General features: G+C 70.9%; 18 protein-coding genes and 1 tRNA gene. 12 read left to right on the top strand and 7 right to left on the bottom strand.

The annotated features are described in order from the left end of the window. Positions 1 to 515 precede the first annotated feature (515 nt). Complete coding sequence (locus ABT147_RS23565) at positions 516 to 962, bottom strand: ATP-binding protein (protein ID WP_351409252.1); 447 nt, start codon at positions 960 to 962, stop codon at positions 516 to 518. Between the two features lie 713 nt (positions 963 to 1,675). Between ABT147_RS23565 and ABT147_RS23560 the strand changes: the two genes are divergently transcribed. The 9 genes from ABT147_RS23560 to ABT147_RS23520 all read left to right on the top strand — a co-directional run bounded on the left by ABT147_RS23560 (position 1,676) and on the right by ABT147_RS23520 (position 12,045). Then, a complete protein-coding gene (locus ABT147_RS23560; protein ID WP_502983142.1) occupies positions 1,676 to 2,410 on the top strand; it encodes a hypothetical protein in 735 nt (244 codons plus the stop codon). 193 nt (positions 2,411 to 2,603) lie between these two features. Continuing rightward, positions 2,604 to 3,347 carry a YcnI family copper-binding membrane protein gene (locus tag ABT147_RS23555; protein ID WP_351409248.1) on the top strand — a complete coding sequence of 248 codons (744 nt, stop codon included), beginning with the start codon at positions 2,604 to 2,606 and terminating at the stop codon, positions 3,345 to 3,347. A 140-nt stretch (positions 3,348 to 3,487) separates the two neighbouring features. Continuing rightward, complete coding sequence (locus ABT147_RS23550; protein WP_351409245.1) at positions 3,488 to 4,171, top strand: SCO family protein; 684 nt, start codon at positions 3,488 to 3,490, stop codon at positions 4,169 to 4,171. Continuing rightward, positions 4,168 to 4,656, top strand: coding sequence for a copper chaperone PCu(A)C (locus ABT147_RS23545; protein ID WP_351409243.1), 489 nt, complete (start codon positions 4,168 to 4,170; stop codon positions 4,654 to 4,656). The genes ABT147_RS23550 and ABT147_RS23545 overlap by 4 nt, the downstream gene beginning before the upstream one ends. Positions 4,657 to 4,670: 14 nt before the next feature. Next, a complete protein-coding gene (locus ABT147_RS23540) occupies positions 4,671 to 6,683 on the top strand; it encodes a copper resistance CopC/CopD family protein (protein ID WP_351409241.1) in 2,013 nt (670 codons plus the stop codon). 8 nt (positions 6,684 to 6,691) lie between these two features. Then, complete coding sequence (gene efeB / locus ABT147_RS23535) at positions 6,692 to 8,125, top strand: iron uptake transporter deferrochelatase/peroxidase subunit (RefSeq protein WP_351409239.1); 1,434 nt, start codon at positions 6,692 to 6,694, stop codon at positions 8,123 to 8,125. Between the two features lie 139 nt (positions 8,126 to 8,264). Continuing rightward, on the top strand, positions 8,265 to 9,200 hold the full coding sequence (gene pheA, locus ABT147_RS23530) for a prephenate dehydratase (protein WP_351409237.1): 936 nt from the start codon (positions 8,265 to 8,267) through the stop codon (positions 9,198 to 9,200). Between the two features lie 599 nt (positions 9,201 to 9,799). Next, positions 9,800 to 11,077, top strand: coding sequence for a serine--tRNA ligase (serS, locus tag ABT147_RS23525; protein WP_351409235.1), 1,278 nt, complete (start codon positions 9,800 to 9,802; stop codon positions 11,075 to 11,077). A 188-nt stretch (positions 11,078 to 11,265) separates the two neighbouring features. Further along, positions 11,266 to 12,045 (top strand): HAD family hydrolase, encoded by a 780-nt coding sequence (locus tag ABT147_RS23520; RefSeq protein WP_351409421.1) that lies wholly within the window; start codon positions 11,266 to 11,268, stop codon positions 12,043 to 12,045. Between the two features lie 644 nt (positions 12,046 to 12,689). On the opposite strand, the gene ABT147_RS23515 is transcribed toward ABT147_RS23520, so the two are convergent. The 6 genes from ABT147_RS23515 to ABT147_RS23490 form a co-directional block, all read right to left on the bottom strand. Further along, a tRNA-Ser gene (locus tag ABT147_RS23515) sits at positions 12,690 to 12,773 on the bottom strand. Positions 12,774 to 13,058: 285 nt separating this feature from the next. Then, the gene (locus ABT147_RS23510; RefSeq protein WP_502983141.1) at positions 13,059 to 13,310 is read right to left on the bottom strand and encodes an SGM_3592 family protein; all 252 of its coding nucleotides are present in this window, start codon (positions 13,308 to 13,310) and stop codon (positions 13,059 to 13,061) included. A gap of 383 nt (positions 13,311 to 13,693) precedes the next feature. Further along, complete coding sequence (locus tag ABT147_RS23505) at positions 13,694 to 14,413, bottom strand: ABC transporter permease (RefSeq protein WP_351409233.1); 720 nt, start codon at positions 14,411 to 14,413, stop codon at positions 13,694 to 13,696. 10 nt (positions 14,414 to 14,423) lie between these two features. Beyond that, positions 14,424 to 15,335: an ABC transporter ATP-binding protein gene (locus tag ABT147_RS23500; RefSeq protein WP_086752611.1), complete on the bottom strand. Its 912-nt coding sequence runs from the start codon at positions 15,333 to 15,335 to the stop codon at positions 14,424 to 14,426. After that, positions 15,332 to 16,267 (bottom strand): ABC transporter permease subunit, encoded by a 936-nt coding sequence (locus tag ABT147_RS23495; protein WP_351409230.1) that lies wholly within the window; start codon positions 16,265 to 16,267, stop codon positions 15,332 to 15,334. The genes ABT147_RS23500 and ABT147_RS23495 overlap by 4 nt, the downstream gene beginning before the upstream one ends. After that, positions 16,257 to 17,246: an ABC transporter ATP-binding protein gene (locus tag ABT147_RS23490; RefSeq protein WP_351409416.1), complete on the bottom strand. Its 990-nt coding sequence runs from the start codon at positions 17,244 to 17,246 to the stop codon at positions 16,257 to 16,259. Before ABT147_RS23490 ends, ABT147_RS23495 begins: the two co-directional genes overlap by 11 nt. Before the next feature lie 308 nt (positions 17,247 to 17,554). Between ABT147_RS23490 and ABT147_RS23485 the strand changes: the two genes are divergently transcribed. Genes ABT147_RS23485 through ABT147_RS23475 form a run of 3 tightly spaced genes read left to right on the top strand, consistent with a single transcriptional unit; the run spans position 17,555 to position 21,107 of the window. Next, the gene (locus tag ABT147_RS23485) at positions 17,555 to 18,403 is read left to right on the top strand and encodes a M24 family metallopeptidase (RefSeq protein ID WP_351409228.1); all 849 of its coding nucleotides are present in this window, start codon (positions 17,555 to 17,557) and stop codon (positions 18,401 to 18,403) included. After that, positions 18,400 to 20,184 (top strand): SDR family oxidoreductase, encoded by a 1,785-nt coding sequence (locus tag ABT147_RS23480; RefSeq protein WP_351409226.1) that lies wholly within the window; start codon positions 18,400 to 18,402, stop codon positions 20,182 to 20,184. Before ABT147_RS23485 ends, ABT147_RS23480 begins: the two co-directional genes overlap by 4 nt. Continuing rightward, the gene (locus ABT147_RS23475) at positions 20,181 to 21,107 is read left to right on the top strand and encodes a metal-dependent hydrolase (RefSeq protein WP_351409224.1); all 927 of its coding nucleotides are present in this window, start codon (positions 20,181 to 20,183) and stop codon (positions 21,105 to 21,107) included. The genes ABT147_RS23480 and ABT147_RS23475 overlap by 4 nt, the downstream gene beginning before the upstream one ends. Positions 21,108 to 21,154: the final 47 nt, after the last annotated feature.

Raw genomic sequence — 21,154 nt, 5'->3', positions numbered from 1 at the left:
GGGCCGTCGTCGTCGCGGTACGGAACGCCGTCGCCGCCGTCGTCCTACGACGCGACACGGTCGCCGTGCGGCCCCAGGACGCGGGCGTGGACGTACAGCGGGACGCCTTACGGCACGGCGGCGTGTTACGGCATGCCGTCGTCGTACGTCGTGGACATACGCACTGCCGGATCACGAGCCGTGGGACCACGCGCCGTGAAGCGAGGCGGCATGAAACCACGCGCCGTGAAGCCACGCGGCGTAGAGCCGGGCGGCGTGGAATCGCACCCCGCCGAGTCTGAGTCGCACAGGCCATGACGGCCGTGTTTCGTGACATTCCGTCGGCCGTCGGCTCGATCCCCCTCACCGGCGGATGCCCGTGCTGGTCGCCAACTCCCCCATCCGGCCAGTATGCAGCCGGACGGCCACCCGGCCCAGAGCGCGTACGAGAGCGGGCGCGGGGCAGGGGGCGGATCCGGACGGGTCCGGGTGGGCCTGGATGTGCCTGGGTGGGTCCGGGTGGGCCCGGGTGCCGGCTACACCGCGACCAGGGGTGCGTCCTCGCGCCACTTGAGGATCTTGTCGAAGCTGACGATCGCGCCGCCTCGGCCCGGTTTGTTGCCGATGTGGACGTGGTCGGCGAGTTCACGGATGAGGCAGAGGCCGCGGCCGTTCTCGTCGTCGGTGTGGGCGGGGCGGACCGGGTGGCGGTGCGGGAAGCCGGGGCCGGAGTCGGCGACCTCGATACGGCATTTCTCGCCGTCGAGGTAGGCGGTGACCCGGTACGCCTCGGAGGTGCCGCCCGACGCGAACGCGCCGCCGTGCTCGACGGCGTTGGCACAGGCCTCGCTGAGGGCGATGGAGAGGTCGAACGAGACGTCCGGGTCGACGCCCGCCGTCTCCATCGTGCCGATCAGCAACCGCCGCGCGAGCGGCACGCTCGCAGCCTCACGCCGCAAATGGAGTGACCACCAGATGCTCATGCTCCAGCCTCCTGGCCGCGGCTCGACATACCGTTACGTATTGCCGCCGAGGGCACCGCGCAATCGCCCCGAAGCAGTCTCTCCGCCCATACGGCGGATGCGCCCCCCGCACATTCGGTGTATGCGGACCGAACCCTTCCGAATCACCCACAACTTTCACCACTCACCCCCATCCCCTTCCAGGACACAGCCCCAGGGAAAACCACACGGTCCTCAGGAACACGGGGAACTCCGGGCTTCTCAGGGGGCGCGGGGGGGGGCAGCGGGCTTCTCAGGGGGCGCGGCGAGCAGCGCGCCCTTCACGTGCGGGGGGGGGCAGCGCGCCCTTCAGGGGCGCGGGGAACTGCGCGACAAGCCACCGACGACCCGCACCCGCCAACCCACCCCCCAACCCCACCCCCATCCGCGCCGCACGGGCAACCAGCAAGCTTCCAGGCCACAGCGCCCCCACGCATGTCAGGGGCGCGGGGAACTGCGCGACAAGCCACCCACAACCCGCACCCGCCAACCCACCCCCCACCCCCACCCCCATCCGCGCCCAACCCCCACCTGAACACCGCCCCCCATCCCCCCGTACCTCCCGTCATGAACCCGCCGAACCCAGCGGAGCGCCCCGGTGCGATGATGAGCCCGCCATGACTGCCCACCCCCACCGGCCGGCCACCCCGCGCCGGGCCCGCACCGGAGCCGGCCTCCGGCTCCTGCGGGCCGCGATGTTCGCCGCGCTCTGCGTCGTGCTGGCCGGCGCCGGCCACGCGCTCGCCTCGTGCGCGACGATCCCGCTGTGGAGCCTGGGCGTCGGGTTCGCCGCCACCTTCGCCGTCGCGGCCGCGCTGGCCGGACGGGAGCGCACGCTGCCCGGCATCGCGGCGACCCTGGCGGTGGGCCAGACCGCACTGCACATCCTGTTCGGCCTGGGCCAGCACGGCACGACGGCCACGTCGCGCACCACGGAGGCCATGGACGCGGCGCTCGTCGAGCGCGCCGCCCGCCTCGTGTGCGGCACGACCGCGGCGGCCCTGAGCCCCGCGCAGGCCCAGCGGATCCTCATCGACGCCGGGGTCGGCGGCACCCACGCCGCGCACGACCCGGCGGACGCCATGACGACCGCGGCGGGCTCCTCCGCCGCCCTCCTGCCCTCCCTGCCCATGATCCTCGGGCATGTCCTCGCGGCCGTGGCCGCCGGCTGGATGCTCCGCCACGGCGACCTGGCCCTGCTGCGCCTGGCCCGGCTGTCGGCCCACGAACCGCTCGTACGGTCCCTGAGCGGGGCGCTCGCGCTGGCGCGGGTCCTGCGCTCCGGGCTCCCGAGCACGCCGGAGGCCGTTGCACACGCCCCGCACGCCGTGTACGCGGCGCCCGCGGCCCTGCGGACGACCGCACTCCAGCACACGCTCGTCCGCCGCGGCCCACCGACCGCCGCCCCCGCCCTCACCCTCGCCGCCTGACACGACGCGCGCTCACTCCACACCTGGGAGGGGAGGCCGTCGACACGGCGCGAGACACGCGCGCATCCGCCTCCGCTCCCGGCTCGCGGCCCTGGGCTCCCGCTCTCGGCTCCCGGCCCCGGCTGCCGGTTCGCGGCGCGCGCTGTCCCTCTCCCTGATCTTCTTCCTCACTCACTGTGGAGTGTCACCAGTCATGAAGGCTTCTCGTATCGCCGCCGTCGGCGCCCTCGCCGGTTCGGCCGTCCTCCTCCTGTCCGGCCCCGCGTTCGCGCACGTCAGCGTCGCGGCGGAGGGCTCGGCGGCCAAGGGCGGGTACGCGACCGTCAACTTCAAGGTCCCCAACGAGCGCGACGACGCCACGACCACCAAGCTCGAGGTCAACTTCCCGACCGACCACCCGCTGGCCTCGGCCCAGCCGGAGGCCGTCCCCGGCTGGAAGATCGTCGTCACCAAGGCCAAGCTCGACAAGCCGGTCGAACTGCACGGCGAGCAGATCGACGAGGCCGTCTCCAAGATCACCTGGACGGCCAGCGGCGCCGGTATCGAGAAGGGCTTCTTCCAGAAGTTCCCGGTCTCCATCGGCCAGCTCCCCGAGGACACCGACGAGCTGGTCTTCAAGGCCATCCAGACGTACTCCAACAAGGACGTCGTCCGCTGGATCGAGGTGCCGAAGGAGGGCGCGGAGGAGCCCGAGAACCCGGCCCCCGTGCTCGCGCTGTCGGCCGCCACCGAGGGCCACCACGGCTCGGGCGCCTCCACCGCCTCCGACGAGTCGAAGGACGCCGAGAAGGCCGAGGCCGCGTCGAACGAGACGACCGCCGCGCCCGCCGACACCAGCGACACCACCGCCCGCGTCCTCGGCATCGTCGGCATCGTCGTCGGCGCCGCGGGCGTGGCGTACGGCGTCCTGGCCGGCCGCCGGCGCACGAACGCCTGATCCTCCGGCTTCTCGGCCCCTCTCCCTCGGCGCGCACGCGGCCCCGTACAGAATTCCGTACGGCACTCCTCGCACAGGGCTGTCCGCGACGGCGTACGCCCCCGTGCGCGCCGGGGCTCGAACATCTGGGACATTTCTCTATGCGCACGAACACGAAGCAGAAGACGAAGAAGACGTTCGCGGCCGGCGCCCTGCTGGTCGCAGCCGTCCTCGCCCTCTCCGCCTGCGGCACGGGCGACGACGCCACCACGTCGGTCGCCGAGGTCTCCGACACCGGCCCGCGCAAGGCCGCCACGGTTCTCGACCAGCCCTTCACCAAGCCGGACCTGGTCCTCACCGACACGAACGGCAAGGCGTACGACCTCCGCAAGGAGACCGAGGGCAAGCCGACGCTGATCTACTTCGGCTACACCAACTGCCCCGACGTCTGCCCGCTGACCATGAACAACCTCGCGGTCGCGAAGAAGGAGGTGGCGAAGAAGCTGTCCAAGTCCGAGCTGGCGAACCTCCGGCTCGTCTTCGTCACCACCGACCCGGAGCGGGACACCCCGGCGGAGCTCGGCAAGTGGCTCAAGGGCATCGACTCCGAGATCGTCGGCCTGACCGGCGACTTCGACAAGATCCAGGCCAGCGCCCTCAAGCTCGGCATCTCCATCAACCCGCCGACCAAGGACGAGAACGGCAAGACCGTCTCCGAGCACGGCACCCAGGTCATCGCGTTCTCACCGAAGACCGACGGGGGCTATGTGCTGTACGACGAGGACGCCACCGTGCAGGACTACGAGAAGGACCTGCCGAAGCTGGTCAAGGGCGAGAACCCGTGAGCCGACCCGCCGGACTCGCCACACTCACCGGCCCCGTCCTGATCACCGCCGCCGCGCTCGTCCTGACCGCGTGCGGATCCTCCGACTCCCCGTCCGCCGACTCCTCTTCCGCCGCGAAGCTGTCCGTGAAGTCCGCCTACATGCCACAGCCCGTCACGGACTCCCTGGCCGCCGGCTACCTCGTCATCGAGAACGACGGCGGCACGGCGGACGAGCTGACCTCCGTCACCAGTGACATCGCCCAGGACGTCACCGTCCACGAGACGGCCGGGCAGTCGATGCGGGAGGTCAAAGCCCTCGAGGTCCCCGCCGACGGCGAACTCGTGCTCAAGAGCGGCGGAAACCACCTGATGTTCGAGAACCTGAAGCGCGAGCCGAAGGAAGGCGAGACGGTGTCCCTGCGGTTGAACTTCACCAAGTCCGAGGCCATCACGGTCGAGATGCCCGTGAAGTCGGCGACGTACCAGCCGACCAACGGGCACTGAGGGAGGTAGCACCCTTGAGCCGGTTGAGGCCGTCGCTGAGGCCGTTGTTGTTGCTGTTGCTCGCCACCGTCGGAGCGCTGCTCGCCGGAGCCGTGCCCGTCTCCGCGCACGCCGCGCTGACCGGCAGCGACCCTCAGCAGGGGTCGGTGGTCCAGGAGGCACCGGACCAGGTGTCGCTCACCTTCTCCGAGAAGGTCGCGATGTCCGACGGCTCGGTGCGCGTGTACGACCCCAAGGGCAAGGAGGCCGACACCGGCGACGTCACCGACCTGGGCGGCAACAGCTACGCGGTCGGGCTGCACTCGGGCCTGCCCGACGGCACCTTCACCGTCACCTACCAGGTCGTCTCGGCGGACAGCCACCCCGTCTCCGGCGCCTACACCTTCTCCGTGGGGGCGCCCTCCAAGACGACGGTCGCGGTACCCGAGCAGGAGGCCGGGGGCGGGGTCGTCGGCGGCCTCTACGGGTTCGCGCGCTACCTGTCGTACGCCGGTTTCATCCTGCTGGTCGGCGGCGCGGCCTTCGTGCTGTTCTGCTGGCAGCGCGGTGCCGGAGTACGGCCCGTGCAGCGGCTCGTGGTCTCCGGCTGGCTCGCGCTGACCACCGCCACCCTCGCGATGCTGCTCCTGCGCGGCTCCTACACGGGCTCCGGCAAGCTCGGCGACATCTTCGACCTCGACCTCCTGGGCCAGGTCCTCCAGACGAAGACGGGCGCCGCCCTCGTCTCCCGCCTGCTGCTGCTCGCGGCGGCGGCACTGTTCATCGCGGTGCTGTTCGGGGCGTACGCGCGGCGGGACGACGAGGAGGTCGAGGAGGTCGAGGAAGACTCCGACTCGGACTCCGCTGAGGAATCCGAGGACCAGGAAGAAGAGGACGACGACTCCCACCACCGGGACCTCACCTTCGGGCTGGCCATCGGCGGGGGCGTGGTCTCCGCCGGTCTCGCCGCGAGCTGGGCGATGGCCGAGCACGCCTCGACCGGGATCCAGACGGGCCTCTCGATGCCCCTCGACGTCCTGCATCTGCTGGCGGTCGCCGCCTGGCTGGGCGGCCTGGCGACGCTGCTCGTGGCACTGTTCCGGGCGCCCGTCGACGCGCAGATCGAGACCGAGGCCGTACGACGGTTCTCGCGGGTCGCGTTCGGCAGCGTGCTCGTCCTGACCGCGACCGGGATCTACCAGTCCTGGCGCCAGGTCGGCACCTGGTCGGCGCTGACCGGCACGTCGTACGGGCAGCTGCTCCTGGTGAAGATCGGTCTGGTCGCCGTGCTGGTCGGGATCGCCTGGATCTCCCGCCGGTGGACCGCGCAGCTGGCGGAGGCACCGGCGGCTGCGGATGCTGAGGCGGAGGCGGAAGCCTCGGTGGAGAAGGAGCCGGCCGCCGCGCATGCCACCGGTGGATCCCCCCGGGGCGCCGGCGGCGGTTCCGAGAAGGGCGCCGAGGAGGGTTCCGAGCGGGCCGCTCAGCTGGCCCGGCAGCAGGCGGCGGTGGCGAGCGCGCGGGAGAAGCGGCTCCGGACCGCCGATCCGGGCCGTACGGGTCTGCGCCGGTCAGTGCTGGCGGAGGCGGGTGTCGCCGTCGTCCTGCTCGCCGTGACCACGGTGCTGACGGCCACCGAGCCGGGGCGCACGGTGGAGGAGGCGAAGGCCGCCAACGCTGCCGCGACGCAGGAGGACAAGACGTCAGGGGCACTGGCGCTGGACATGGCGTTCGACACCGGGGGGAAGAACGGCCAGGGCGTGGCCCGGCTGCAGATCGACCCCGCGCGCGTCGGCGCCAACGAGATGCATGTCTACGTCCAGGGCCCCGACGGCAAGCCCTTCGACGTCCCCGAGGTGAAGGTCGCCTTCACCCTCCCGGCCAAGGAGATCGGCCCCCTGCCCGTCGTCCCCGACCGCGTCACCACCGGTCACTGGACGGCGAGCGGCGTGCAGATCCCCATGGCAGGCGACTGGAAGATCGAGATCACCGTACGGACATCTGAGATCGACCAGGTGACCGTCAGCAAGAACGCGAAGATCGGCTGAAACACACGATGGCTGAGCAAAAGGGCCCTTCCAAAGGCGGCTCCGCCGCCCCCGTGGGGACGCGGGGCGGTGTTGACCATGCGGCTACCGCCGCCGCGCGGGCGCGGGCGACGACGGACGGCCCGCAGCCGCCGTCCGGACCTTCGGAGCCACGGCGACCCGACGATGCCCCGGCGACCGGTGGAATCTCCCGCCGCCGCCTGATCGGCACCGCCGGCGCGACCGGTCTCGCGCTGGGCGCGGCGGGCGGCGCCACCGGATACGCGGTCGGGTCGTCCTCCGCCTCGTCCTCCTCGGCCGAGAAGGTCACCCCGCTGTCCTCCCTCGGCGCCGGGGAGGTGATGTTTCACGTGAAACATCAGCCGGGGATCACCACCCCCCTCCAGGCCCGCGGCCATCTCGTCGCCTTCGACCTGGCCGCCGGGGCGGGGCGCAAGGAGGCGGCCGCTCTGCTGCGTCGCTGGTCGGACACGGCCCGGCGGCTGATGGCGGGCGAGGCGGCGGCCCAGGACGACACGGATATCGCCCGTGACGCGGGGCCGTCGTCGTTGACGGTCACCTTCGGCTTCGGGCACAGCTTCTTCGCCCGTACCGGTCTGGAGAAGCAGCGCCCGGAATCCCTTGACCCGCTGCCCGACTTCTCCTCGGACCAGCTCGACAAGACCCGCAGCGACGGCGACCTGTGGGTGCAGATCGGGGCCGACGACGCGCTCGTCGCCTTCCACGCCCTGCGCGCGATCCAGAAGGACGCGGGCGGCGCGGCCCGGGTGCGGTGGCAGATGAACGGCTTCAACCGTTCGCCGGGCGCCACGGCCCACCCCATGACGGCCCGCAACCTGATGGGGCAGATCGACGGCACCCGGAACCCGAAGCCGACCGAGGCCGACTTCGACGAGCGGATCTTCGTGCCCGCGTCCGCCTCACCGGCCACCTCCGGCGACCCGGCGTGGATGGCGAACGGCTCCTACGCCGTCGTACGCCGCATCCGCATGCTCCTCGACGACTGGGAGCAGCTCTCGGTCAAGGAGCAGGAGGACGTCATCGGGCGCCGGAAGTCCGACGGCGCGCCGCTGAGCGGGGGTGCGAAGGCGACCGAGGCGACGGCGATGGACCTGGAGAAGACCGACGCCCAGGGCAATCTCCTCGTCCCGATCAACGCGCACGCCCGTATCACCCGACCCGACCAGAACGGGGGCGCGGCCATGCTCCGCCGCCCGTTCTCCTTCCACGACGGCATCGATGCGAAGGGGGTCCCCGACGCAGGCCTCCTCTTCGTCTGCTGGCAGGCCGACCCCCTCGGCGGCTTCGTCACCGTCCAACGCAAGCTCGACCGCGGCGACGCCCTGTCGAAGTTCATCCGCCACGAGTCGAGCGGTCTCTTCGCGGCGCCTGGGGGCGCGGCGGAGGGGGAGTACGTGGGGCAGGGATTGCTGGAGGGTTGATGCCGACCGACCCCCGCCCAGCCCCCGGATCCGGGCGCCAGGGAGCGTGAGGGTGCCCCAGGGGCCGTACATCGCTCCCAGGGGTGGTGGGGGCGAGACGCGTGCGCCGGGGTCGCCCCAGGCCCATTAGGGTGAGCCCATGCCAGCCAGCTACGTGTACCTCGGCCCCGAGGGCACCTTCACCGAGGTCGCCCTGCGCACGCTGCCGGAGTCCGCGACCCGCGAGCTCGTCCCGATGGTGTCCGTGCCCGCCGCACTCGACGCCGTCCGCAACGGCGAGGCCGAGGCCGCGTTCGTCCCGATCGAGAACTCCGTGGAGGGCGGCATCACGACCACGCTGGACGAGCTGGTCGCCGGCGCCCCACTGATGATCTACCGCGAGGTGCTCCTCTCGATCACCTTCGCGCTGCTGGTCCGGCCGGGCACCAAGCTCTCGGACATCAAGACGGTCACCGCGCACCCGGCCGCCCAGCCGCAGGTCCGCAACTGGATGAAGGCCAACCTCCCGGCCGACGTCGTCTGGGAGTCCGCCGCCTCGAACGCCGACGGCGCCCGTCTCGTCCAGGAGGGCCGCTACGACGCCGCCTTCGCCGGTGAGTTCGCGGCCTCGCGGTACGGCCTGGAGGCCCTGCAGACCGAGATCCACGACGCGGAGAACGCCCAGACCCGGTTCGTCCTGGTCGGCCGCCCCGCCCGGCCCGCCGCGCCGACCGGCTCCGACAAGACCTCCGTCGTCATCTGGCAGCGCGACGACCACCCCGGTGGACTGCGCGACCTGCTCGGCGAGTTCGCCGTCCGCGGCGTCAACCTGATGCTGCTGCAGTCCCGCCCGACCGGCGAGGGCATCGGCAACTACTGCTTCGCCATCGACGCCGAGGGCCATATCTCCGACCGCCGGGTCGCCGAGGCACTGATGGGCCTCAAGCGGGTCTGCCTCCAGGTTCGCTACCTCGGTTCGTACCCGCGTGCGGACGCCGCCACGGCGAAGCTCCGTCCCACGCTGCCGGGCACCTCCGACGCGGAGTTCGTGGCGGCGGCGGACTGGGTGGCGCGCTGCCAGGACGGCCGGTTCTAGAACGGCCGACGGCAGGACGGCCTGCCGCCGCCGGTCCTACCTGCTTATTTTCTTTGTCCACAGAAGTTATCCACAGGGCGGCTTCTCGACCTGGGGACAAGTCGACAACGCACCACCACCCAGTCGACAAATCCCCTTCATGGGCCCCACCGTGTCCACAACCCCGTGGGTCACCCTTCGTCCACGTGTTTCCTGCCGTCAATCCTTTAGGGCGACCCATTCCCACGCGAATCCACTCGAAAGTGGGCGTGAAGGCGGTTTGGGTCGGGAATCCTCAAGTCGGCGCCGGACTTTCCCCGTGATCTTTCCCGTAGTCCACAGATCTTTCGCACAGCCTGTGGATAACTTTGCGGCGCCGCAGACTTCTGTGGACAGTCGATCCCCAAGTCCCGTACGCAACAAGGGAGTCGAGTCAACCAGGTGCCACATTCACACCCCCTTTCAGGGGTGCGGCCCTCAATTCGTTGACTTTCGCCGACATCCGTTCACCACCCGTCACTCTCCGCCACCATGATCGACATTCGGGTCAAATCACCACAGAAGCGGCGCGGAGGGAATTCAAGTCGTGGGCCGGAACCACGCACCGGTAGCCTTGTGGGGTGATTGACCTTCGCCTGCTCCGTGAGGACCCCGACCGTGTGCGCGCGTCCCAGCGCGCCCGTGGAGAGGACGTCGCGCTCGTCGACTCCCTCCTGTCCGCCGACGAGCGGCGCAGGTCCTCCGGCGTCCGCTTCGACGAGCTCCGCGCCGAGCAGAAGTCGCTCGGCAAGCTGATCCCCAAGGCCTCCGCCGAGGAGAAGGCCGAGCTGCTCAAGCGCGCGGAACAGCTCAAGGCCGACGTCAAGGCCGCCGACGCCGAGCGCGACGTGGCCGACACCGAGACCCACGAGCTCCTCCTCCAGCTCGGCAACCTCGTCCACCCCGACGTCCCCGTCGGCGGCGAGGAGGACTTCGTCACGCTGGAGACGCACGGCGAGATCCGCGACTTCACCGCCGAGGGCTTCGAGCCGAAGGACCACCTGGAGCTCGGCACGATCCTCGGCGCCATCGACACCGAGCGCGGCGCCAAGGTCTCCGGCTCGCGCTTCTACTTCCTGACGGGCGTCGGCGCCCTCCTCGAACTCGCCCTGGTCAACGCGGCGATCGCCCAGGCCACCGCGGCCGGCTTCACCCCGATGCTGACCCCGGCGCTGGTCCGCCCGCAGTCGATGGCCGGCACCGGCTTCCTCGGCCAGGCCGCCCAGGACGTCTACCACCTCGACAAGGACGACCTGTACCTGGTCGGCACCTCCGAGGTCGCGCTGGCGGCGTACCACATGGACGAGATCATCGACGCCGACCGCCTCCCCCTGCGCTACGCGGGCTTCTCCCCCTGCTTCCGCCGCGAGGCCGGTTCGCACGGCAAGGACACCCGCGGCATCTTCCGCGTCCACCAGTTCGACAAGGTCGAGATGTTCTCGTACGTCGCGCCGGAGGACTCGCAGGCCGAGCACCAGCGCCTGCTGGACTGGGAGAAGCAGTGGCTGACGTCGCTGGAACTGCCGTTCCGCGTCATCGACGTCGCCTCCGCCGACCTCGGTTCCTCGGCCTCGCGCAAGTTCGACTGCGAGGCGTGGATCCCGACCCAGGGCAAGTACCGCGAGCTGACCTCGACCTCCGACTGCACCGAGTTCCAGTCGCGCCGCCTGTCGATCCGGGTCCGTGACGGCAAGCAGGTCAAGCCGCTGGCCACGCTCAACGGCACGCTCTGCGCCGTCCCGCGCACGATCGTGGCGATCCTGGAGAACCACCAGCAGGCCGACGGCTCCGTCCGCGTCCCCGAGGTCCTGCGCCCGTACCTGGGCGGCCGCGAGGTGCTGGAGCCGGTAGCCAAGTGAGCGAAGCGGCTGCCACCGGGGGCTCCACGGACCCCAGCGAGACCAAGGGGTCCGAGGGGTCCCAGGGGGCCGAGGGGTCCCAGGGGGCCGAGGGGTCCCAGGGGGCCGAGGGGTCCCAGGGGGCCGAGGGGTCCCAGGGGGCCGAGGGGTCCGGGGGGCCCGAGGCGCCTTCGGGCTTCCCGTACAAGCTGGTCGCGACCGACCTCGACGGAACGCTCCTACGCTCCGACGACTCGGTCTCCCCGCGCACCCGTGAAGCGCTCGCCGCGGCCACCGCGGCGGGCGCCACCCACATCGTCGTCACCGGCCGGGCCGTCCCCTGGACCCGCCACATCCTCGACGACCTCGGCTACCGGGGCCTGGCCGTCTGCGGCCAGGGCGCCCAGGTCTACGACGCCGGAGAGCACCGTCTGCTCACCGCCGTCACCCTGGACCGGCAGCTCGCCGCCGTGGCCCTCGCCAAGATCGAGGCGGAGGTCGGCCCGCTGCACCTGGCCGCCAGCCGCGCGGGCCTTGAAGGCGAGATTCTCGTCGGCTCCGGCTACGCCCTGCACGGCTCGCTCCCCACCACCCCGCTCACGGACGTGTCCGACCTCTGGGCGGCCCCGCTGAACAAGATCTACATACAGCACCCCACCCTGACCTCCGACCAGCTCGCCGAGGCCTCCCGCCAGGCCGCCGGCGGCTTCGTCACGGTCGCCATGGCCGGCGAGGGCATCGTCGAACTCCTCCCCCTCGGCCTCACCAAGGCCACCGGCCTCTCCCTCGCCGCCCGCCGCCTCGGCGTCAAGCGCACCGACACCATCGCCTTCGGCGACATGCCCAACGACATCCCCATGTTCACCTGGTCCACCCACGGCGTAGCCATGGCCAACGCCCACCCCGACCTCAAGTCCATCGCCGACGAAGTCACGTCCTCCAACGAGAACGACGGCATCGCCGAGGTCCTGGAACGCCTGCTGAACTAACACCCCGGCGAACGGGGCACGACCGACCGAACACGGGCCGACATCAGCAGGCCCCGACCAGCACCGGGAGGGCGCTGCTCCACGGCCCCCGATCCGGCGGAAGCCGGCACCGCCGAGCGGACGCGGCGGCCCGTGGAGCCGACGGCGGTGAGGGGCGAGCAGGGGGCGGGCCCCCGGTGCGGGGGGCGGTTGAAGGACGAGGCCAACACCGCAGAGGGGACGCGTCAGTGTGCGGGCCCGCACCCCTGAGAGGGGCGCGCCAGCGGGCGAGGGCCACAGCGCTGAGAGACCACGTCGGCGGACGGGCGGACGGGCAGTGCCAGGAGGCGCGCTAGCCGAGGGGCCAGCGCCAGCGAGATGTGCCGTAGAGGCGAACCCCGCAAGCAACTTGGGCCGCTGGTGGTGGCCCTCCACCCTGCTTTCCCCTCCTCCCCATAGCTGCGGGCAGTCGTGCCGCTGTGGCGGCACGGGTGGGCGCAGGCGGCACCCTGTGAGCGCCGGGTAAGCGAGACCCCACCCCGCCGCCCAACTCAAACAGCCGGGCACCTCAAGAGCGCGGCCCAAGGCCCAGCACAGCCCCGGGAACCTCCCTACACGTACTCCTGGCCCAAGAACCCGGCCAAGTCACAGCGACAGCGAAACGGCGGAGGATGCACGAATCGAACGTGCGCGGGCAGAACCCGACCACGGCGTAGCAAACCGGTGCCTTACCACTCGGCCAATCCTCCGGGTGGGCGGCCCACGCGAAGCGATTCGCGTGCTCGAAGCGGCCGCCCCGGGCAGCTCCCCGCTGGGGGTGACGGACTCGACGGAGGGGTAACTACTCCGGAACCCGCCGCAGACTGCCCTGCCGGGAACTCGACGTACTGTGCCTGAAGGACAGCATCGCCGCGCTCCTCTCCCAGAACGTGGCGCCGGCTCGACCCGGCGACCTGGACATCAACCACTGTGCCCGGCGCCCGAGTTGCCCGCCACCGATTATCCGCCGCCCGGACCGCCACCGCGCCGGTCGGTCACCGGCGGCGCCACCTGCGGCGTCGCGCCTTGCTGAAGAACCACCCGGCGGGCGGCTCGTCCGAGCGCCAGGGCTGGGGATCGGGGGCCTGCTCCCGCCAGCGTGCCGCGAGCATCCGGGCCCGCGCCGACGGCTCGGCCGTCCCGGCGGACCGTATGAAGTCCTCGTCCAGAACGATGCCGTCCCAGACACCCTCACCCGCGCTCCTGCCGCCCGCGTCGGCCCCGGCTCCGGATCCCGGCCCCGATATGGGTCCGGATCCCCCTTTGGCGCCAACTCCGTCCGCGGAACCCGAACCCGCACTCAGACCCTGGTCGGCCCCGATGCCCGTTCCGGACGCGGCTGCGGCTGCGGGTGCCGCCCCGTCACCGGCGCCCGGTCCAACCACAGATCCCGGCCCACCCGCGGGGCCCGGTCCGCCCCCGCCCCTGCTGTCGGGCACCGCACCCCGCGCCTCGCCGCCTTCGGGCGACACCTCCGTTGCCATCCCCGTTCCTCCCGCCTCCTGGCCGCCCTCCTGGCCGCGTATGCCCTTCGCCTTCTCCGCGCCCAGTCTGCCGGGGCGTGCGTGAAACCCCTGTCAAGATCAAGGAGGGGTGGGCCTCCGGGGCCCGAGCGCCCCGGAGGGTTCCGTCACTCCTCGCCGGCCAGCTTCAGCGTCCGCAGCTTCTGCCCCGCGTACCAGGTCGCGCCCGCCGTGACCACCGTCAGCAGAACCACCGCGGTCGGCAGCCCCACGTCGGACGTCACGAGACCGCCGTCGGTGACTTTCTGGGCGACGGCGAGCGCCCACTGCTGGACACTGAGCGTGCGGGCCCCGTCCACCAGGGACCCGAAGAGGGTCTCCCAGACGAGCGCGTACACGAGTCCGAAGACGACCGCGTGCCGAGTGACCGTCCCGAGGAGCAGGAACATCGCCGCGTACGCGATCGAGGCGACCAGCGCCGCCACCGTGTAGGCGACCGCGATCTGCTGGCCGTTGCCGTTCAGGATCAGGCCGGCGATCAGTGTCGGTATGGCCGAGAACGCCATGGTCACCGCGATCGCCACGATCAGTTTCGTGAAGATGATCGTCGGCCGCTTCACCGGCTTGGCCAGCAGATACACCACCGAGCCGTCGTCGATCTCCGGCCCGATCGCGCCCGTGCCCGCGATGACGCCGATGATCGGCACCATCGTGGCGAGCGCGAACCCGCCGAGGAGGTCCGAGGCCACCTGGTCGTCGGCGCCGCTCAGGGCACGCACGGCCACGGAGAGCACGATCAGCAGGGCGGGAAGCGCACTGAGAATGAGGGCCCGACGGCGGCCGAGCAGAGCCCGGTAGGTGAGCCGGGCGACTGTGGGGTCGTACATCTTCGGCCTCCTACGCCGCGACGAGATACGAGAAGACGGACTCGAGCGACTCGTCCGACGGCGAGACCGTGAGCAGACGGATACCGTGGTCCCGGGCCACCCTCGGCAACAGGGCCGTGAACCGCCCGAAGTCGACCGCCTGGATGCGCAACGCGCCCTCGGCCAGATCCACTTCGATCCCGGCGGTGGACGGGTCGGCGATCAGCGCGGCGGCCAGCGCCCGGTCGTCGCTGGAACGCACCAGATAGCGGTGCGGGCGGTCGGTCATCAGGCGGCGGATGCGCCGGAAGTCACCGCTCGCCGCATGCCGTCCGGCGACGATCACCTCGATATGGGCCGCCAACTGCTCGACCTCTTCGAGGATGTGGGACGAGAACAGCACCGTGCGGCCCTCGTCGCCCATGCGCCGCAGCAGATCCATGAGCTGCATGCGCTGACGCGGGTCCATACCGTTGAACGGCTCGTCCAGCAGCAGCAGGGACGGTTCATGGACCAGCGCGGACGCCATCTTCACGCGCTGGCGCATGCCCTTGGAGTACGTCGAGATCTTGCGGTCCTGCGCGTACTCCATCTCCACCGTGGCGAGTGCCCGCTGGGCGGCCTTCGCCCCGAGGCCGTGCAACTCGGCGTTGGCGACGACGAATTCGCGGCCGGTGAGGAAGTCGTACATCGCCTCGCGCTCGGGGACGATGCCGATGTGCTTGTAGATCTGCTCGTTGCGCCACACCGGCGTGCCGTCGAGGGTGACGGAGCCCGTCGAGGGGGCGAGGAAGCCGCCCATCATGTTGATGAGGGTGGACTTGCCGGCGCCGTTCGGGCCGAGCAGTCCGGTTACACCGGGGCCGATGGTCATGGTGACGTCGTTGACCGCCACCACGTTGCCGAACCAGCGTGAGACGTGGTCGATGTTGAGGGTGGTCACAGCCCGACCTTTCGGTAGCGGCGCATCAGCAGGCCGTAGGAACCGGCGATGAGACCCAGGACGACGAGGAGATAGAGGGCTCCCTGCCCGCCGGAGGGCCCGTGTCCGCCGGGGAAGGCGGAGGCGGCGCCCAGGAAGGCGGTCTGTACGCCGTCTATCAGTGTGATCGGCGAGAAGAGGCCGAGCCAGGGCACCACGTCGGCGCTGGACTGCTCGGTGGCGATGGCCTGGATGACGGACACGGCCCCGTAGGAGATGGTCAGTACGGCGATGACGGCCGCGATACCGAAGCCGCGGCGCGGGGTGACCGCCGAGATCACCAGGCCGATGCCGGCGAAGAGGAGCGAGAGCAGTGCCACGGACACCAGTCCCTGCGCGAGTCCCTTGGTCTGGTCGGTGAAGTCGAGCTTGGCCAGCAACGCGCCCACATAGAGCACGAGCAGGGGCACCGCGGTCAGGATGAAGAGTGCCGAGGTCAGCGCCGCGAACTTCGCGCGCACGTAGTCGGCGGTCTCGATCGGGCGGGAGAAGTACAGCGGGACGGTCTTGAAACGCAGATCGCGCGAGACGGCCTGCGGTGCCTGGGAGGCGACGTACAGGCCGATGACGGCCTGCATGATGACCGCGTAGTCCGTGTACTTGATGGGCAGGTCGTTGGCCTGGGTGGCGACCGCCACGGCCACCATGATGGCCGCCGGCACGCACATCACCGCGAACAGCAGCATGGGCAGCACCTTGGACTTGGCCGAGCGGCCCAGTCCGTAGGCACCGCGCAGGGACTGCGAGTACAGCGAGCGGCGGGCGTAGGCGCGGCCGAGGCGGGGGCCGTCGTACGAGCGGTATCCGATGTTGTGGATGCGGCTCTGCTCGCCCGTGCGAGCGGGCTGTCCGCCGAGGGCCTGTGTCTGTGCGCCGTGCTGCTCAACCGCCATGGCCGACCGTCTCCTTTCCTGCGTCCCGGGCACTCGGGGTGCCTGTCTGCTCGTCGTTGTCCTGGAAGACCTCGGCGATCTGATGCCTGCGCTGCTCCATGCGGACCAGGCCGAGCCCCAGGTCTGCGACGACGTCGCGGACCAGGTCGTAGGTCTCGTCGCCCTGGGCGGTGAGCAGCAGGATGTGTCCGGCGCCCGGGAGGCCGCTGCCGTCGGCGACGGTCACTCCGCGCGCGTGGAGCGCCTCGCGCAGTGCGCCGGTGCCGTCGGGGTGCTCGTCGCTGTCGGTGACCTCGATCGCGAGGGTCGCCGTGTTCTGGGTGAAGTCCCTGGTGGAGCTGGACCGCAGGAGCTTGCCGCCGTCGACCACGACGACGTGGTCGCAGGTGCGCTCCAGCTCGCCGAGCAGATGGGAGGTGACCAGGACCGAGATGCCGAAGTCGGTGTGGATGCGGCGGATCAGTCCGAGCATCTCGTCCCGGCCGACCGGGTCCAAACCGTTGGTCGGTTCGTCCAGGAAGACAAGCTGCGGGTCGTGCACCAGGGCCTGGGCCAGCTTCACCCGCTGTTTCATGCCCGTGGAGTAGCCGCCTATGGGGCGGTACCGCTCCTCGTACAGGCCGACGTGGCGCAGGGTGTCCGCGGTGCGCTCGCGCGCGGCGGTCGGCGGGAGTCCGGACATGCGGGCCATGTGCACGACGAACTCGGTGGCCGAGACGTCGGGCGGCAGGCAGTCGTGCTCCGGCATGTACCCCACACGCTCGCGGATGTCGCCGCCCTTGGTGGCGACATCCAGTCCGAGCACCTCGGCACGGCCCTCCGAGGCGGGGGACAGACCCAGCAGGATTTTGATCAGTGTGGACTTGCCGGCGCCATTGGCACCGACGAGTCCCGTCACACCGGGTCCGATGTCCACGGAGAGCCGGTCAAGAGCGGTCACCCTCGGGAACCGCTTGCTCAGGCTTTCGGTCGCGATCACAGTCACGATTTAGACATTAGGGGTGCGGGCCGTCGCGGTCGTCACCCCGCAGAGCTGTCTCCGCGTCACTCTCGAGTCGTACGGGCCCGTAGGGGGTCTCCACCGCCGGTCCCCCTAGGGGTCACCCTGAGGTCGAACAAGCAGACGGAGCCGCGCACGAGGGCAGCGGCCGTCATGGGAGAGAACGACCGGCGTCGCCGTTTCGTGCCCGCGCACACCCATTGACGTAGCCGCCAATCACTGTCACGTTCATTGATGTCACATTGCGAACACGGACCGTAGTCGATGAAGACAGGTGGGGCAGTGACATGACCTCGGCACTGGCAGGCGGACTCACCGCGGAACTGCGGGGGTTCAGGCAGGTCCAGACCCTGGCGTACGAGTGCGCGGAAGCGGTCGCGGCCCAGCTGAAGCCGGGCGTGACCGAGCGCGAGGCGGCGCGCATGCAGCGCCGCTGGCTGCGCGAGCACGGCGTGCGGGACTGGTTCCATCTGCCGTTCGCGTGGTTCGGTGACCGCACGGCGTTCGTGAACTTCCGCGTACCGCTGCAGTTCTTCCCCACCGACCGCCGCCTCGAAGCGGGCATGCCCTTCATCCTCGACATGGCCCCCATATACAAGGGGCACACGGCGGACATCGGCTACTCGGGCTGCCTCGGGCCGAGCCCCCTGCACGACAGGCTGATGGCGGACCTTCGCGCGCACCGCGACCTGATCCTGCGTGAAGTACGCGAGCGCCGGTCCCTGCGTGAGATCTACGAGGACGTGGACCGGCTCATGGTCCGCCAGGGGTACACCAACCGGCATCGTGCCTATCCCTTCGGTGTCATCGCGCACAAGGTGGACCGGGTGAAGGAACGCCGCTGGTCACCGCATGTGTTCGGGTTCGGCACCCAGTCGTTGAAGGGCCTGGCGGCCGACGCGCTGCGCGGACACCGCGACGGCTGGTCGCCGCTGTGGTCGCCGTACCGGTTCTCCGACCACCCGCCGCGGCCGGGGCTGTGGGCGGTCGAGCCCCACCTCGGTTTCCGGGGCACGGGCGCGAAGTTCGAGGAGATCCTGGTCGTCACCGACTCCACGGATACCGAGGAGAGCGCGTTCTGGCTGGACGACGACCTGCCGCACGTCCGGCGGTGGGCGGAGGAGAAGTGCCGATGACCGAAGGGGGAGACATGACGGATGCGGTGACGCTCGAAGGCGCGCGGGAGCGCCGGGTGCGCGCGGACGGAGTCGAGTTGTGCGTCGCCGAGCTGGGCGACCCCGAGCAGCCGACGGTCCTGCTCGTGCACGGCTACCCCGACACCAAGGAGGTCTGGTCCGAGGTCGCCGTACGGCTCGCGGAGCGCTTCCACGTGGTGCTGTACGACGTGCGCGGCCACGGCGGTTCGACGGCACCCGAGCCGCTGCGCGGCGGGTTCACGCTGGAGAAGCTGACGGACGACTTCCTGGCGGTCGTGGACGCGGTCAGCCCCCGCCGCCCCGTTCATCTGGTGGGGCACGACTGGGGTTCCGTGCAGGGCTGGGAGTTCGCGACGGTCGAGCGCACCGAGGGGCGCATCGCGTCCTTCACCTCCATGTCCGGCCCCTCTCTCGACCACATGGGGCACTGGATCAAGCGGCGCGTGAAGCGTCCGACCCCGCGCCGGATCGGTCAGCTCCTCGGCCAGGGCGCCAAGTCCTGGTACGTCTACGTGCTGCACACGCCCGTGCTGCCCGAGCTCGCCTGGCGCGGCCCTCTCGGCAAGCAGTGGCCAGCCATCGTCCGACGCGCCGAGAAGCTGCCCCGGGGGGACTACCCGAGCCCGTCGCTGCCCACGGACGCCGCGCACGGGGCGTGGCTGTACCGGGACAACATGCGTGATCGACTGACCCACCCCCGGGACGACGCGTACGCGCACGCGCCCGTGCAGCTCATCACGCCCCTGGGGGACCAGTTCCTCTCCGAGCGGCTCTACGACGATCTGGAGTCGTGGGCTCCACAGCTCGTCCGCCGCACCCTGCCCGCCAAGCACTGGATTCCGCGCACCCGGCCCGATCAACTGACCGCCTGGATCACCGAGTTCGTCACGGCGACCGAGGGCGGACGCTCCGCACCGATGGCCACCGGGAAGTACACGGACCGGTTCGGCGGGCAGTTGGTGCTGGTCACCGGCGCGGCCGGCGGCATCGGCCGGGCCACGGCCTTCGCGTTCGCCGAGGCCGGAGCACGCGTCGTCGCCGTCGACCTGGACGCCGAAGGAGCGGCCCGCACCGCCGAGTTGTCCCGGCTGATCGGCGCGCCCGAAGCCTGGGCAGAGGTGGTCGACGTCTCGGACGAGCAGGCCATGGAGAAGCTCGCCGAGAAGGTCGCCGACTCCTACGGCGTGGTCGACGTGCTGGTGAACAACGCGGGGATCGGACTGTCGGGGTCCTTCCTCGACACCACCCCCGAGCACTGGCGGAAGGTCCTAGACGTCAACCTGTGGGGCGTGATCCACGGCTGCCGGCTCTTCGGCAGGCAGATGGCCGAACGCGGCCAGGGCGGTCACATCGTCAACACCGCCTCGGCCGCCGCGTATCTGCCCTCCAGATCGCTGCCCGCGTACAGCACCTCCAAGGCGGCCGTCCTGATGTTGAGCGAGTGCCTGCGCGCGGAGCTGGCGGGGCAGGGCATCGGGGTGTCGGCGATCTGCCCCGGCATCGTCAACACCGGCATCACCTCGACCGCGCGCTTCGCCGGTGTCGACGCCGAGGAGGAGAAGCGTCGGCAGCGGAGGACCACGAGGCTGTACGGACTGCGGAACTACCCGCCGGAGAAGGTCGCGGACGCCGTGCTGCGCGCGGTCGTCCGCAACCAGGCGGTCGTCCCCGTCACCCCGGAGGCCCGCAGCGGCCGCTTCATGTCCCGGTTCGCGCCGCGGGTCCTGCGCGCGTTCGCCCGTCTGGATCCGCCGCTGTGAGCCCCCAGGACGAGCGGAAGGAGTACGGGCACCACGTGATCGCCCCACGCAGGGTCTCCTTCGACTGGGAGAAGACCCCGTTGCACTGGATACCGGACGAGCCCACCGCCACCCATGTCATCAATGTGCTGCATCTGCTGCTGCCGGCGGGGGAGCGGTGGTTCGTGAAGGTCTTCAAAGAGGGGCTGCCGCTGGTCAGGGACCCCGAACTCCTGAAAGACGTCAAAGGGTTCATGGGGCAGGAGGCGACGCACAGTGTGCAGCACGCGTACGTGCTGAACCATCTCGCGGCGCAGCGGCTCGACACCGCGGACTTCACCAGGCACGTCGATTTCCTCTTCGAGAAGCTGCTCGGCGAGGAGCCTCCGCTGCGGGCGCCGATTCCGCCCCGGGAGTGGCTGCGCTTCCGGCTGTCGGTGATCGCGGCGATAGAGCAGTTCACGGCGGTGCTCGGCGACTGGGTGCTGACCGCCGAGGGGCTCGACCGGGCCGGTTCCGACGAGGTCATGCTCGACCTGCTCCGCTGGCACGGCGCCGAGGAGGTCGAGCACCGCGCGGTCGCCTTCGACGTGTTCCAGCACTGTGGCGGCCGGGGCAGCCCCCGCTACGCCCGCCGGGTCGCGGGCATGGCGGTCACCGCGCCGGTGCTGGCCTACCTGTGGGCGTGGGGCGCCGCGTACCTCATACGTCACGACCCGAAGCTCGCCGGGCGCCTGCGCTACTCGCTCGCCGCGCACAACCGGGCCGTCCGCAAGGGCCTGTTGCCCACGTGGAAGGCGCTCGGCGCGGCCGTCCCCCGGTATCTGCGCCGTTCCTACCATCCGTCGCAGGAGGGTTCGCTGCGCAGGGCGGTCGAGTATCTGGCGTGTTCACCCGCGGCACGCGCCGCCGCGGCCGACGCCGCCCGGGCGGCGTCGGCATAGCCGTCGACGGACGGCCCGGAAGGGCAGCAGGAAGGAGGGACGAGGAC

Source organism: Streptomyces sp. NPDC001868 (assembly GCF_040297125.1).
Lineage (GTDB): Bacteria > Actinomycetota > Actinomycetes > Streptomycetales > Streptomycetaceae > Streptomyces.
The sequence above is the reverse complement of the archived record's forward strand: the minus strand, read 5'-3'. Positions and strand labels throughout refer to the sequence as shown.

Coding starts and splice junctions, on each gene's coding strand:
- ABT147_RS23565 (WP_351409252.1), bottom strand. CDS start 962: ATGAGCATCTGGTGGTCACTCCATTTGCGGCGTGAGGCTGCGAGCGTG.
- ABT147_RS23560 (WP_502983142.1), top strand. CDS start 1,676: ATGTTCGCCGCGCTCTGCGTCGTGCTGGCCGGCGCCGGCCACGCGCTC.
- ABT147_RS23555 (WP_351409248.1), top strand. CDS start 2,604: ATGAAGGCTTCTCGTATCGCCGCCGTCGGCGCCCTCGCCGGTTCGGCC.
- ABT147_RS23550 (WP_351409245.1), top strand. CDS start 3,488: ATGCGCACGAACACGAAGCAGAAGACGAAGAAGACGTTCGCGGCCGGC.
- efeB (WP_351409239.1), top strand. CDS start 6,692: ATGGCTGAGCAAAAGGGCCCTTCCAAAGGCGGCTCCGCCGCCCCCGTG.
- pheA (WP_351409237.1), top strand. CDS start 8,265: ATGCCAGCCAGCTACGTGTACCTCGGCCCCGAGGGCACCTTCACCGAG.
- ABT147_RS23505 (WP_351409233.1), bottom strand. CDS start 14,413: ATGTACGACCCCACAGTCGCCCGGCTCACCTACCGGGCTCTGCTCGGC.
- ABT147_RS23495 (WP_351409230.1), bottom strand. CDS start 16,267: ATGGCGGTTGAGCAGCACGGCGCACAGACACAGGCCCTCGGCGGACAG.
- ABT147_RS23485 (WP_351409228.1), top strand. CDS start 17,555: ATGACCTCGGCACTGGCAGGCGGACTCACCGCGGAACTGCGGGGGTTC.
- ABT147_RS23480 (WP_351409226.1), top strand. CDS start 18,400: ATGACCGAAGGGGGAGACATGACGGATGCGGTGACGCTCGAAGGCGCG.